Source organism: Cecembia calidifontis (assembly GCF_004216715.1).
Taxonomy (GTDB): domain Bacteria; phylum Bacteroidota; class Bacteroidia; order Cytophagales; family Cyclobacteriaceae; genus Cecembia_A; species Cecembia_A calidifontis.
In genome coordinates, this window is the sequence record NZ_SGXG01000001.1 from 1,072,623 (window position 1) to 1,088,054 (window position 15,432).

12 protein-coding genes are annotated in these 15,432 nt (G+C 37.4%); all 12 read left to right on the forward strand.

The features are described 5' to 3' along the window. Positions 1–27 precede the first annotated feature (27 nt). The gene (locus BC751_RS04600; protein WP_130274515.1) at positions 28–465 is read left to right on the forward strand and encodes an Hsp20/alpha crystallin family protein; all 438 of its coding nucleotides are present in this window, start codon (positions 28–30) and stop codon (positions 463–465) included. Positions 466–511: 46 nt separating this feature from the next. Next, positions 512–715 (forward strand): hypothetical protein, encoded by a 204-nt coding sequence (locus BC751_RS04605; protein ID WP_130274514.1) that lies wholly within the window; start codon positions 512–514, stop codon positions 713–715. Between the two features lie 82 nt (positions 716–797). Continuing rightward, positions 798–2,324 (forward strand): Do family serine endopeptidase, encoded by a 1,527-nt coding sequence (locus BC751_RS04610; protein WP_130274516.1) that lies wholly within the window; start codon positions 798–800, stop codon positions 2,322–2,324. Positions 2,325–2,466: 142 nt separating this feature from the next. Next, the gene (locus BC751_RS04615; protein ID WP_341272826.1) at positions 2,467–3,843 is read left to right on the forward strand and encodes a dihydroorotase; all 1,377 of its coding nucleotides are present in this window, start codon (positions 2,467–2,469) and stop codon (positions 3,841–3,843) included. Between the two features lie 11 nt (positions 3,844–3,854). Then, positions 3,855–4,691 (forward strand): DUF6671 family protein, encoded by an 837-nt coding sequence (locus tag BC751_RS04620; RefSeq protein WP_130274510.1) that lies wholly within the window; start codon positions 3,855–3,857, stop codon positions 4,689–4,691. Positions 4,692–5,010: 319 nt separating this feature from the next. Further along, a complete protein-coding gene (locus tag BC751_RS04625) occupies positions 5,011–6,216 on the forward strand; it encodes an IS256 family transposase (protein ID WP_130274032.1) in 1,206 nt (401 codons plus the stop codon). 449 nt (positions 6,217–6,665) lie between these two features. Next, entirely contained in the window at positions 6,666–8,459 is a 1,794-nt protein-coding gene (locus tag BC751_RS04630; RefSeq protein ID WP_130274517.1) for an ATP-dependent nuclease, read from the forward strand. A 4-nt stretch (positions 8,460–8,463) separates the two neighbouring features. Then, on the forward strand, positions 8,464–8,772 hold the full coding sequence (locus tag BC751_RS04635; RefSeq protein WP_130274518.1) for a helix-turn-helix domain-containing protein: 309 nt from the start codon (positions 8,464–8,466) through the stop codon (positions 8,770–8,772). Continuing rightward, positions 8,772–11,477, forward strand: a complete 2,706-nt coding sequence (locus BC751_RS04640; RefSeq protein WP_130274519.1) for a restriction endonuclease — start codon at positions 8,772–8,774, stop codon at positions 11,475–11,477. Before BC751_RS04635 ends, BC751_RS04640 begins: the two co-directional genes overlap by 1 nt. Positions 11,478–11,481: 4 nt before the next feature. Further along, entirely contained in the window at positions 11,482–13,365 is a 1,884-nt protein-coding gene (locus BC751_RS04645; RefSeq protein WP_130274520.1) for a site-specific DNA-methyltransferase, read from the forward strand. A gap of 3 nt (positions 13,366–13,368) precedes the next feature. Further along, positions 13,369–14,205 (forward strand): three-Cys-motif partner protein TcmP, encoded by an 837-nt coding sequence (gene tcmP, locus BC751_RS04650; protein ID WP_130274521.1) that lies wholly within the window; start codon positions 13,369–13,371, stop codon positions 14,203–14,205. Between the two features lie 2 nt (positions 14,206–14,207). Then, entirely contained in the window at positions 14,208–14,942 is a 735-nt protein-coding gene (locus BC751_RS04655; protein ID WP_130274522.1) for a DUF5131 family protein, read from the forward strand. The last annotated feature ends 490 nt before the right edge of the window (positions 14,943–15,432 follow it).

A 15,432-nucleotide genomic window follows, 5' to 3' on the forward strand; every position in this document is an offset into this window, starting at 1 on the left:
TGTTGAACCTTTAAACAACTTATTCTTATGGACTTAGTTAAATGGACAAAAAATATAAAACCAAAATTCCCCAAGGTTGTGGAGAATTTCTTTGGTAAGATTATGGGTCAAGGTAGTGCTGAACACGAAGAAGTGGCGACCTTACCTTCGGTAAACATCAGTGATGAAAACAAGGCTTTTGAAGTGGCAGTAGCTGTTCCCGGACTTGACAAAAAAGATATTAAAGTTGAAGTTCAAGACGGGTACCTAAAAATTTCATCGGAAAAACAGTACGAAAAAGAGGAAAAAGATAAGAACTGGATGCGTAGAGAATTTGGCTATGCCAGTTTCCAGCGAGTTTTTCAACTTCCGCAGGGTGCTGACCCTGAGCAAGTACAGGCAAAAATGGAAAACGGAGTGTTGAATATCCGTTTGGGCAAAAAGGCGGGTTACGAAAAATTGACCAGAGTCATTGAGGTGAAGTAAAACACTCTATTTGTTTGATGTTGAACCATAAAAAAAGGAGGTAACTATGGATAAATTAGCACTTGGCTTATCAGCTATCACCCTAATTTATGGCTGTCTTCTTTATTTGAGTTTCAACTTCCGAGAGGTGATGAATTGGTTGAATAAGCTTCGTTTGAGTACAATTCTTGTGAGAGAAAAAGCGACCGTTAAACGGATGTCAAACCAGACTGATACAGCTTACAAAGCATCAGACCGAATGGCAGCCTAGGTAAATGTGGGAGTAATAGCCTTTAGGCTCTCTCCCCTGCTTTTCATTTTAACTTATGTTTCACTTTTAAGTCGAAATGACTATGAAAAACTATGGAGTTTCTGCATTGATAGCCTTAGTCGTTTCTTTGGGGGTGTTCTTTGCTGTTCCTCAATTTACTGACTTTGGCAAAAGTGTTAAAATAGAACACGTTTCGGGCACCCCTGCTCAAGGTGCGCTTTATACTGCCGATGAAAACGGCAATATGATACCGGTAGATTTTACACAATTGGCAGAGAAAGCAATGGATGCTGTGGTACATATTAAATCAACCCAAATACAGCAATATACCAATAGCAATAATTCTTACCAGTACCGTGAACTGCCAGACCCATTTAAAGAGTTTTTCGGTGGAGATGATTTTTTTGAGCAATTCTTTGGCCCACGCAGATATTACCAAACTCCACAACCGAGAGAGCCACAGGCAAGGGTAGGTACTGGTTCAGGCGTAATTATCAATAGTGAAGGCTATATTGTTACTAACAACCACGTAATTGCCAATGCTGACGATATTGAAGTTACGCTTCACGATAACCGCACCTTCAAGGCTACTGTGGTAGGTACTGACCCTTCCACAGACCTTGCCTTGCTTCAAATAAAAGCCAGCGGATTAAGTACCTTGCCGTTGGTCAATTCTGATGATGTGAAAGTAGGAGAGTGGGTACTTGCTGTGGGTAACCCCTTTAACCTTAACTCTACCGTAACAGCGGGCATTGTTAGTGCAAAATCACGTAATATCAATATTTTACGGGAGCAGTTTGCCGTAGAATCGTTTATTCAAACCGATGCGGCTATCAACCCGGGTAATAGCGGAGGTGCTTTGATTAACCTGAGTGGAGGATTGATTGGTATCAATACTGCTATTGCCAGTCCAACAGGTGCTTATGCGGGTTATGGCTTTGCTGTGCCTTCCAACATCGTAAACAAAGTAGTAGAAGACTTATTAAAGTACGGAATAGTACAACGTGGTTTCTTAGGGATTACTATTCGTGGGGTAGATGCTACGTTAATAAAAGAGAAAGAGTTGGAGGTAGAAACTGGTGTATATGTGGACAGTGTGGGTCAAAATAGTGCCGCCAAAGAAGCAGGCATTAAAGAGGGCGATGTAATTGTGGAAATTGACGGTAAGAAAGTAAATACTACCTCTGAACTACAAGAAGTGGTGGCAAGCCATCGACCTGGCGATAAATTAGAGGTAAAAGTGAACCGCAAGGGGAAAGAAGTGGTGAGTCAGGTAGTGTTACGCAATCGTGAAGGTGAAACGAACTTCCTCGACAAAGCCCGAACCACTATATTTAACAATTTAGGCGCACAATTTGAAGATCTGGACAAGAAAACCGCCAAAAAACTCAACATTGACGGAGGAGTAAAAGTAAGTAAGCTTTTTGCTGGCAAGCTCAAACGCAACACAGCCATCAAAGAAGGTTTTATCATCACTAAAATAGATGGTCGGGTCATCAAGTCGGTCGATGATTTGGAAACAGCACTAAAGGATAAGAAAGGCGGTGTACTGATTGAAGGAGTTTATGAAGATTTGCCAGGTACCCACTATTATGCACTTGGGTTATAAAAAAAGCCTACAACATTGTGTATAAGCAATAGCGGTTCAGGTGCAAACTTGAGCCGTTTTTGCGTTTAATTAAGTATCTTGCTATCTGACAGTTTAGTGGATATAAATCCGCTACTGCTCATACACGAGACCGTTATCGGCAATGGCAAGACCCGAAACAGACAGACAATTTACAATGACAGAAAAAACTCTAATCAAAAATATAAGCATAGTAAATGAGGGACAAATAACCGTTGCTGACCTATTTATTGAGAATGGTTTAATTCATTCAATCGGACAACTAATCGACCACAAAAATGTAAAAATAGTTGACGGGACAGGCAAGTATTTATTTCCAGGTATTATAGACGGACAAGTTCATTTTCGTGAGCCTGGACTAACACACAAAGGCGACCTTTACACAGAAAGTAAAGCCGCTATTGCTGGTGGCGTGACTTCATTTATTGATATGCCAAATACGTTACCGAATGTATTAACCATTGACATCTTAAATGAAAAATATCAAATAGCATCTAAAAAATCTTTGGCCAATTTTGGCTTCCTTTTAGGTGTAAATGGAGACAACCTTGATGAAATAATTAAGCTCGAGACATCAAAACTGTTAGGCGTTTCAGATGACGGACTTTACTTTACAAAAAAAGGCAACCTACTTGCTGATAATCCAGAAACAATGGAAAAACTGTTTGCGAACTGCAAATCCATTATTGCCATTCATTCTGAAAAAGAACAAATAGTTGAAGAGAACGAAAACATATATCGTGAAAAATATGGAGAAAATGTGCCTATTGAATTTCATCCAATTATTAGAAGCGAAAAAGCTTGTTATGAAGCAACCAAAAGAGCAATTGACATAGCTAACAAACTTAAAGCTCGACTTCACATTCTGCACCTGACGACTGAAGCAGAAACACATTTATTTAGAAATGACATTCCTCTAAAAGAGAAAAATGTAACAACCGAAGTTTCGGTTCATCATTTGTGGTTTTCTGACAAAGACTACAAGCGTTTGGGAACTTTAATAAAATGGAACCCAGCGATAAAAACTGAAAAGGACAAAAAAGGACTTTTAAAAGCTTTGTTAGACGATAGAATAGACATCGTAACTACAGACCACGCACCCCATACATTAGACGAAAAACAAAAATCATATTTTCAATCAATGTCGGGTGCACCGATAATTCAGCATTCATTGAATATTATGTTAGAGTTTTTCAAACAAGGACTAATATCATTGGAAAAAATTGCCGAAAAAATGTGTCATAATCCAGCGATACTTTACGGCATTGAAAACCGAGGTTTCATACGAGAAGGTTACTATGCAGACCTCACTATTGTTGACTTAAATTCAAGCTGGACAGTTGACAAGAATAACATTTTATCTAAATGCGGTTGGTCACCATTAGAAGGAACAACTTTTCAAACCAAAGTGACCCATACATTTGTAAATGGTAATTTAACTTATGACAAGGGGAATTTTGACGAAACGAAAAGAGGATTATCACTATCAAAATCAAATTAATTGGGAATGAAATGTTTCAAAACAGAAAAATAATCATCGCAACCAAGCACCACAAAGAGCAAGTGATTGCACCTATTCTCGAAAAAGAATTGGGTGTAAATTGCTTTACAGATGAAACTTTTGATACGGATGCTTTGGGAACATTTACAGGTGAAGTAGAGAGAGAACTTGACCCAATTTCAACGGCAAGAGAAAAATGTCTGCGGGCAATGAAAGCAAACAACTGTGATTTAGGAATTGCAAGTGAGGGTTCATTTGGCCCACACCCATCTATGTTTTTTATAAGTGCTGACGATGAATTTTTAATTTTTATTGACACAAAAAATAACATAGAAGTAATCGCTCGAGAATTAAGCACTTCAACTAATTTTAATGGTAGACAAATCCAAACTCAAAAAGAACTTTTTGAGTTTGCAGAACAGGTTGGTTTTCCAGCACACGGTTTAATTCTTAGAAAATCAAAAGATGAAAATACGGATATTTATAAAGGGATAACCGAAAGTGAAATTTTGCAGAAATCATTTAACTATTTTTTCTCGAAATACAATTCAGTTTATGCAGAAACGGATATGAGAGCTATGTATAACCCTACACGAATGAGTGTGATTGAACAAGCAACACAAAAACTGGTGCAAAAAATTAAATCAACTTGCCCTCAATGTCAAACACCGGGTTTTGGAATAACAGATGCTAAAAAGGGTCTTGAATGTAGCTTATGTAGTTCACCGACAAACTCAACACTAAGCTATATTTATGTCTGCCAACAGTGCAAATTCACAAAAGAAGAAATGTATCCAAATAAAAAAACAACCGAAGACCCAACGTATTGCGACTGTTGTAATCCATAAAAGAGATAATATTGACACACAGGACAGAATACACAAATAGCAGAACGAAAGACAAAGCCACAGCCGATAACACGGGTTTGGCAAAAGTGGCGGTTCAGTGCTCCGCAGACACATTTGTGGTTAATCAAACATTGGTTCTCCGGGGACTATGACACAAACTGTGTAAGTTGGTTTCACTACTTACGAAGTTAAAGTTAAACCTCGAAATTCTCTGTGTGATTTAGAAGAAATCGCACAGGGAATTTGAGGAACCCGCGGTAGGCGCCCCCCGGTCTGTGTGTGGACAATTTCTTACCTTTATAACACACAGATTACAAAAATGAAAAAAGAAGATCTCCTAAATGATGACTTCCTCAAGCAGTTCAGGACTGCCGGGGAGCTTAATTCCTTCCTTCAACAGCTTCAGAAAAGAGCCGTTGAGAAAATGCTTGAAGGCGAGCTGGATGCCCATCTTGGCTATGAAAAGCATCAGAATTCCGATAATCCCAATTCAAGGAACGGCTATTCCACCAAAACAATAAAAAACACATTTGGGGAAGCTGAAATCAGAGTCCCAAGAGACAGGGACGGCAGCTTTGAGCCTGCCCTTGTGCCCAAACGCAGAAGCATGGCGGAGGGCGTTGAAAACGTGATCATTTCCATGTATGCCAAGGGAATGTCAAACCAGGACATCGAAGAACAGATCCGGGAGCTTTATGACATCAATGTTTCCTCCTCCACCATCTCAAGGGTTACCGGTGCCGTAGCGGAGGATATTGTTGCATGGAGAAACAGGCCGCTTGACCCTGTATACCTGATCGTTTGGATGGATGGTATATCCTTCAAAGTCAGGGAGAACTCCAAAGTGGTCAACAAGACCGTTTATATTGCCGTTGGCCTCAGAACTAACGGCCTTAAAGAGATCCTAGGCCTTTGGCTTGGCAAGAATGAATCTTCGGCTTTCTGGATGGGGGTACTCACCGACCTGAAAGCCAGAGGGGTTGAAGATATTCTCATAACGGCAACTGACAACCTGAACGGGTTTACTGATACGATAAAAGCTTCATTCCCCCAATCAGTCACTCAGATATGTGTCGTCCACCAGATCAGAAACGCATGTAGATATGTCGCATGGAAAGACCGCAGGGCGTTTACAAGGGATATGAAGGAAATTTATACCGCCCCTACAAAAGATGCTGCTTGGGCTGCCCTGAACGATTTTGCCAAAAAATGGGAATCCAAATACGCTTATGCCATCAAAAGCTGGAGGGACAACTGGGATGAACTCACCGTTTTCTTCGATTACCCGGCTGAAATCCGTAAAATCATCTATACCACCAACCTGATTGAAAATCTCAATGGAAAGATCAGAAAATACACCAAAAACAAGCTCTCTTTCCCGACAGATGATGCCGTAATGAAGTCTGTTTTCCTGGCTGCAAGAGAAGCATCGAAAAAATGGACTATGCCTATCAGAGACTGGGGAGCTATTCTTAACAGTTTCCTGCTTATATTTGGTGATAGGGTCAGGCTTCTTGATACCTGACAATAAAACCATAATTTGAAGTTTACACACTTATCGGGATAGTGTCGTTCTCCGCATCAACATTTGTGGTGTAAATCGCCACCTTCGCCAAGCCCGAAACCGTTACCAGCAAGCGTAGAGAACCGACACGAATACCAAAAAACGACCTTAATTCGGCAGACAATTTCGCTGTTCCTTGACATAACCGACCTGACTTTTCCGACACGCATCCCGACCCAAATGGTTTTAAAAATTTTTTCCACCGCACATTTTAAAAAATAATTTTAGCCAACCGCACATTGGCACATTTGGGGTTTGCCCCATCGCACGACCCGACCCACAGCAAACCCCAAAAGAGCCAATTTTGCCGACCCGCAATAAGGATGTTGAAAAGAATTTAACTTTTTCAAGGTCAATAAAACAGACTTTATTACCTTTGACGAAATTTGTCAAAGCAAACAGATTCAAAGATGAAAATATCAAAGGTTATCATTCACAATTTCCGTTCAATACTTGATAGCGAGTTTGACTTGGCGGATTACTCACTTTTAGTTGGAGAAAATAACGCTGGAAAGACGACTGTAATTTCAGCACTAAGAGCTTTCTATGAAGATGCTGGAGTAAGATTTAGCGAAGGCAGCGACTTCCCTAAAATACCAACGAAGGACAAGGAAAGTTGGATAGAACTTTATTTTAGCACCACCCCAGAAGAGCAAGAATCTTTAAAAGATGAGTATAAATCAGATGACAACATTTTACGTGTAAGACGTTATTTCAAGTCTGAAAATCCTGATTTAGTAAAAGGAAATCAAAGCAATATTTACGCATACGAAAAAGGAACACTTTCCACTAATCTATTTTATGGAGCAAAGGGAGTTTCACAAAATAAACTTGGTCGTATTATATACATACCTGAACTCTCAAAATCTGACGAAAATCTTAAACTATCAGGTCCAAGTCCTTTTAGGGAAATGGTTAATTATGTTTTTGGAAAGGTTATTAAATCAAGTAAATCATTTGAATCATTAAACGGTTCATTTGACAAATTTAATGCAGACTTTCAAAAGGAAACAAGCGAAGATGGTTATTCAATGAATGTGATAGAAGATGAAATAAATAGTGAACTGAAAACTTGGGAAATAAAATTTGGAATAAAGATAAATCCTATAAAACCACCTGACATTGTCAAAAGTTTGCTTTCTCATTACATTCAAGACAACAATCTTACTGGTAATAAAGAAATTGACGTTACTTCATTAGGGCAAGGTTTGCAAAGACATTTGATTTATACATTAATCAAATTATCCTCAAACTATGCAGACAAAAAAGAAGAAAAGAAGAAAGAATTTTCGCCTGATTTTACACTAATACTTTTTGAAGAACCCGAAGCATTTTTGCATCCGTCACAACAGGAGCAAATGAACTTGAACTTGCAAAAAATTTCAACTGAAAATAATCAACAAATTTTAATCACCACTCACTCACCGATTTTTGTGTGTAAAAACACAATGGCTCTTAACTCCATAATTAAAGTTCAAAAGAAAAAAGGTCATACTAATATATTCCAAATCAGGAGGAATGAAATTGAAAAACTATTTGATGCAAACTTAAGTTTATTCAAACTCTTTTCTGATTTATTAGCTGATGGGACAACACCAGACCCAATAAAAGCTAAAATAAACAACAAAAATTTAGGGAATGCTGCACCTGACTTAGCATTAAAACTTGAAGAAGAAACGATAAAGTATTTTTTATGGCTTGATAGCGAACGTTCATCATTATTTTTTGCAAAACACATAATTATATGTGAAGGAGCATCTGAAAAAATATTCATTGATTACTTGCTAAATACAAAATGGCAAGATTTAAAAGAAAAACATATTTACTTCTTAGATGCTATGGGCAAATTCAGTATTCATCGCTATATGAATTTGTTTGGTAAACTTGGTATTTCTCATTCTGTTCTTATGGATTCTGATAACGATAAGGACATTCATAAATATATAAATGATTTCATTGAGGCAAACAAAAATGAATTTACTTGGCACATAAAAAGTTTTGATGCAGATTTAGAAACTTTCTTAGGAATTAATAAACCCAACAGAGCAGACTTAAAACCGTTGAATTTGATGATGAATCATAGACAAGGTAATATTACAGAAGTTAAGATTGCAGAACTGAAAGAAATGATTAATCAACTAATGACAGTAACTGAAATCGAAAAAATAGTTGCTGCCAAAGCCGAACCAACTGAAGCAAAATAAACTTATGCCAACTTTCGGAGAAACCATAAAAAAGTTTAGAAAAGAAAGGCAATTGCCTTTACGCATAGTTGCTTCTTATCTTGACATTGACCAAGCAGTTCTAAGCAAAATGGAACACAATAAAAGAACAGCTACAAAAGAACAGGTTAAGAAATTAGCCAAATACTTTGAAACCAATGAAAAAGAACTATTAATCCTATGGATAAGCGACCGTGTCGTTTATGAAATTAAAGACGAAGAATTCGCAACTGATGCCCTCAAAGTAGCAGAAGAAGAAATTAAATACTTAACCAAGAAGAACGGTAAAAAGTAATGGAATTACAATTAGAGAGTTTAAAATATCAGGACATTGCCGTTCAATCGGTGGTGAAAGTCTTTGACGGAACGGAGAAAAACACTTTTGACAATGCTTGCATTGAAGGCATCCGCTCCAATGTTTGCAAACTGACAGCAGAACAAATAAAAGAAAACATCAAAGGCGTTTTGACTGAAAACGGAATTGACGAAGAAACCGCCAAACTTTCAACAGACAACGACCTTTGTATTGAAATGGAAACAGGAACGGGAAAGACACTCGTTTACATCAAAACCATTTATGAACTTTATAAACATTACGGATTTACCAAGTTCATCATTTTAGTTCCTTCAGTTGCCATCCGACAAGGTGTTTTGAGTGCGTTTAAAATTTTTGACAAGCAACTTGAAAACATTTATGGTTTCACTCCCAAAGCATTTGAGTATGACAGTAAACGACTGAATAAAGTAACCAACTTTATTGAAGAACAGCATCCGCAAGTAATGGTAATGACACTTGCTTCGTTCAACTCGGAGGACAAAATTTTAAATCAGGCACAAAGAGAAGATTTGTTTGCAAACATTCCTTTCATTGATGCAATCGGCAAGACAAACCCGATTATTATAATGGACGAGCCACAGGAAGGAATGGATACGGAAAACTCCATTAAACAAATCGCCAAACTCAATCCATTATACAAACTTCGTTATTCGGCTACACATAAGGTTTTGAAAAACTTGGTTTACCGCTTAACTCCTTACGATAGTTACAAGCAAGGTTTGGTAAAGAAAATTGAAGTCTTGACCGTAACCGAAAAAAATGATGAAGCCACTATAAAAATTGAACTCTCCCAAACACAAAACGGAAAAGGCGACCCAAAAGCCAAACTGAAAGCGTGGAAAATGAAAGGTGGAAAATATGTGTTTGAAGAAACCAACTGGTTAAAAGTTGGCGACAACTTGGGAGAGAAAACAAATAACCCAAGTTATTTGAATTACAAAATTACCCGTATCAACAAAAGTTTAAAGACTGGAAAATGGTCTGTTGAATTTTCAAATGGTGCAGTCTTAGAAGAAAAACAATCATCAGGAAACTTACAAAGCATTTGGGCTTTACAATTGGAATGGCTTATCCGCAGACATTTTCAAAAAACACAAAAATTTGCGGAGCAAGGTATAAAATGCCTTTCTCTCATTTTCATTGATAAAGTAGCTAACTACATTGGCGAAACGCCAATCATTAAAGAACTTTTCATTGAAAAATATAAACTGGTTTATGCTGAAATGAACGAAGGTAAACAGCCAACAGACGAACACATCAACCAAATTCAGGGATATTATTTTGCTCAAAAAGCAAGCGGAGAATTTGCCGACAATGAAGGAGGACAAAAAGAGCAAAAGAAAATCTACGAATTGATTTTAAAAGGTAAGGAAGAACTTTTAACCATTACAAACCCTGTTCAGTTCATTTTTTCTCACTCTGCATTGGGTGTTGGTTGGGACAATCCGAATGTTTTCAATATCGCAACACTCAACACAGCTTATTCAGAAATCCGTAAACGTCAGGAAATTGGTAGAGGTTTGAGAATTTGTGTAAATCAAGACGGACACAGAATTTATGATGCTTTAAATGTAGAAGATACGGAACGCATCAATCAGCTAACAGTTATTCCAAACGAAACTTACGAAACATTTGTAACTCAGTATCAGGAAGAAATTAAAGAAGTTTACGGAACAACCAAAGCAGGTGCAGGGCTAACACATACACACAAAGGAAAACCGCAAAATGAAGTTCATTTTAAACGCAACACAAATGAGCCGATTGATGCAGCTTTCAAACGCTTTTGGAAATCATTAGCCAAGAAAACGGATTATCTCATTTCGTTCAATGAAGAAAATCTCATTGAAAAATCAAAAGAGGAAATCAACAAAATAAATATTGCCGATTATGTGGCAGAAGTGAGCAGCCGTTCTATTGGCGAAATTACAGAAGAAGGAATAAAAGATGATTTTGGTGGAACTGAAACTTATGCTTTGAAAGCCTACTTCACGCCATTGGATTTGGTGGAAGAACTAAGCGAGAACACAGGGTTAAGTTATAGAACGCTTTTTAAAATAGTGGAAGGAATTACCAATCACGAACATTTTGTAAAAAATCCACCGCAATTTATTCACCAGGCGGCAGCTATTATTCGCAACATTGAATTGGACGAAATGATAAGAGGACTTGACTATCATTTGACTGGTGAAGAATTTCCATTCTCCTTTGATGATTTTGTAAAAAATATTGCACCACAGGCGTATGTGGAAACGCCCAAAAGAGGCGTGTTTGATAAAATGCTCGTGGATAGTGATGTAGAAAGATGGTTTGCTAAAACAGCCGACCTTGATGATGAAATAATTTGTTTCCTCAAACTTCCGAGCTATTACAAAATAAAAACACCAATTGGCGAATATGAGCCCGACTTCGGTTTGGTAATGAAACGCAAGAGTTTGAAAACTGGAAGTGAAAGCGAGTATTATTTTGTAATTGAAACCAAAGGAACAAACGACATCAACGATAAAAAGTCGTTGACCGAAAGTGAAGTTTACCGTATTAAATGTGCAATGAAACACTTTGAAGCCTTGGGCGTGGAAGTGCATTACAAAGCACCGGTAAAAGAATACAGCTACTTTAAAACAGAAGCTACCAAAACGATTAATTCAATAATTGAACAAGCATAAAGAAATGGAAAACATTAACGATTATATGCCATTGAGCAACGACTGGAACAAAGAGCGTTTGGAAACTTTGAAAAAAATGTTTCCCGACCTTTTTACAAATGAAGGAAAGTTGAATATCAATGAACTAAAAAAAGTAGTTGACCCCGAAAGCGTAAGCGAAACGGAGCGCTACGAATTTCGTTGGTTTGGGAAAAGTGCAGCCAAACGCAAAGCATTTTCGCCAAGCAATGCCACATTAATTTTTGACGAGAAAAGAAGTGTAAACGCAACAGAAACAGACAACTTAATTATTGAAGGTGAAAATTTGGAAGTGCTGAAATTGTTAAGCACTGCATACAGAGAAAAAGTTAAGTGCATTTACATTGACCCGCCTTACAACACTGGAAAGGACTTTGTTTATTCTGACAATTATTCGCAAGACAAAAAAGCCTATTGGGAAGATGCAGGCGTAATCGAAGAAGGATTAAAAATTGACACCAACACCGAAACAGACGGAAGATACCACAGCAACTGGCTGAATATGATGTATAGCCGTTTGCTAATTGCAAGGCAACTTTTACGTGAGGATGGAGTGATTTTTATTTCCATTGATGATAACGAGGTTCATCATTTGAGAAAACTATGTGATGAAGTTTTTGGAGAGGACAATTTTATCTGTGAATTGGTAAGAAGGAGAAGAAAAACACAAGCCAATTTAGCAACACACATAGCACCAGTTCACGAATATGTTGTTGTTTATGCAAAAAGTAAAGAAAATCTCGTAATAAACAAATTACCCTATACTCAGGAATTTATTAATCAATCTTTTTCAAATCCTGATAATGATCCAAGAGGAGTTTATCAAACAGGACCTCTTGCAAGGCCAGAGAGCTCAACTAACCCTGAATGGGAATTGACACTACCAAATGGTAGAAAAATTACTGCACGATGGAGTTGCTCGCCTGAAACTTATGAAAGATATATAGCGGAGAATAGACTTGTTGTTCCGAGAAATGGTGAAGGTATGCCACGTATTAAAATCTTTCTTTCCGAATTAGAAGGACAATTACCCAATACTTGGCTCGATGATGTTGCTAGTAATGACGAAGCGTCTACTGAAATTGAAAATATTTTAGGTTCACTTTCTATTTTCACTTTTCCAAAACCAACAGGATTAATAAAAAGAATAGCACAGCTTGGAATGGGAAAAGATGATATTATTCTTGATTTCTTTGGCGGTTCAGGAACAACAGCCCACGCAATTACAGAGTTAAACAAAGAGGATGAAGGCAATAGAAAATACATACTAGTTCAGATACCTGAAGCTACCGACCCTAAAAGCGAAGCATTTAAAGCAGGTTACAAAAAGATAAGTGACATTACCATTGAACGCAACAAACGAGTTGTAGAGCGAATCATAGAAGAAAAGAAAAAAGAGCAGCCCGATTTATTTACCAACGGACACAAAGAAGATGCTATAAAAGGTTTGGGCTTTAAGGTTTTCAAATTAGTAAAATCAAACTTCCCAAGAGTAGAGTGGGCTCCCGACCCTGAAAAAACAACCGAAGAAAATATTGAGTTGCTGAAAAAATATATCAGAGACAAAGAAGCACAACTCATTACCGCTTTCAACCGTGATGAATTAGTTACCGAAATTTTAATCAAAAATGGTTTCACACTCAATTACACTTTAACCAAGCAAGAGGAGTTTAAGAAAAATGAAATCTTCTTTGCCACAGACGGAGAAAAAGAAACCTTGATTTGCTTAGACATTTCCATTGATATGGCAACGGTGGAGCATTTCAAAAAACACAACACTCAAAAATTCATTTGCCTTGAACGTGCTTTAGACACCACCAAAAAATGGAACTTGAAGCATTATTTAGGCGATAAGTTTAATGCGTTTTAAAGTATGAACAACTTCGGAGGCGATTGGACAAAAATAAAAATCGAAATACTCGTAGAGTATGCGAAAGCTTATCTATCAATTATGAAAAACCGAAGGTTTTTTAAATTGATGTATTTTGATGGCTTTGCTGGCTCTGGTTTTATAGTCAAGGACAATAAAATTGAAATTGATGTTACTGTAGGTGCAGCAAGGCGTATTATTGAAATTGATGAACCTCGCCCATTCGACACATACTATTTCGTGGAAAAAGACCCGAAGAATTTTAAGCTTTTAGAAAGCAATACCAAAGAAGATTTTCCGAAAAAGAACATTCATACAGTTCCCGAAGATTGTAATAAAAAGTTGCTTGATATGGCAAATTTTTTAAGAAATCCCAAAAATAAAAATTATCGAACCCTTGCTTACATTGACCCTTGTGGTATGCAAGTAGAATGGCGTTCAATTGAATGTTTGCGAGACTTACCAATAGATATGTGGGTATTAGTTCCAACAGGCTTAGGTGTAAATAGATTATTAAAAAAGAACGGACAAATTTCTGATGCTTGGTTGGAGCGTCTTGAAATGTTTCTTGGGCTTACAAGAGATGAAGTTGAAAAGTATTTTTACAAAAAAATTGACACCCTTTTTCCTGATATAACATTTGTTCAGAAAGAAGAAGACGCAATAGAAAAATCAGCAAAATTGTATCAGAAAAGATTGAAGGACGTTTTTAAATATGTTTCAAAACCATATGAACTAAAAAATACCACAAATTCCGTAATGTATCATCTATACCTCGCAACAAATAACGAAAGTGGAGTAAAAATCGCTAATGATATTGTAAAAAAATACAACAGTTAAAAATGGCACAATCAAGCATAGAATGGACTGAAATGACTTGGAACCCAACAACGGGTTGCACCAAAATTTCTGCTGGTTGTAAATTCTGTTATGCGGAAATCATGACCTGTAGATTAAAAGCAATGGGTCAGGAAAAATACAAGCACGGATTTAAAGTAGTAAAAACACATCCTGAAACATTGTCTATTCCTTACACTTGGAAATCGCCTAAAGTTGTTTTTGTAAATTCAATGAGCGACCTATTTCATAAAGACGTTCCCGTTGATTTTATAAAAGATGTTTTCAAAGTAATGAATGATAATCCACAACACGTTTTTCAGGTTTTAACAAAAAGAGCGGAGCGATTATTTGAACTACACAAAGAACTAAAATGGACACACAATATTTGGATGGGTGTTTCAGTAGAGAATGACAAAGTAGTTGACCGTATAAACTTTTTGAGAAAGACAAAAGCGAAAGTTAAGTTTTTATCACTTGAACCGCTTATTGGAGCATTACCAAACCTTAACCTAAAAAAAATTGACTGGGTAATTGTTGGTGGTGAAAGTGGACACCGACCAAGACCTATGAACCCTGACTGGGTTTTAGACATACAGGAACAATGCGAAAAAGCAGACGTAGCATTTTTCTTTAAACAATGGGGCGGACGAAATAAAAAGGCAGCAGGACGACTTTTAAACGGACGGACTTATGACGAAATGCCTGAAATTATGGAAATAGAAAAAGGAGCAAGATAATGGCAACGCACAGGTGTAAGCACATTTGCAAACCGCTACAAGCCCACCCGCAGACCAAAGTTTGCAAAAGAGCTTCCACCTCTCCCACCCGAGAAAAATTATTTTTTAAAATTTCCTTCCCTTCAAAAATTTTTAAAACCGCCACCGAACAACCGACACATAAAGACCAAAACACTCACTGGACAATGACAGCGAAACCCTTATCAGACCTGACTTTCACGAAACGACAGACAGAACGCCAGCTGGTAACAGCGGTTTTGCAAAAGTGGCGGTGCAGTGCTTCGTATGACAGTGAAGTGGTTAGTCAAAATTTAATGCTTCGATTGAAGTTTAGTGGTAAAAATCGCCACCTTCGCAAAGCCGCCAAACGTTACAGGCAAGCGTAGGACGACAGTGCTAATATCAAAGGCAACGACAAATCCTAAATTTCTGAAATCATAAAAGCAATTTTTCTTATTGACTTTAGACCAAGCCCACCCACCACCCAAAT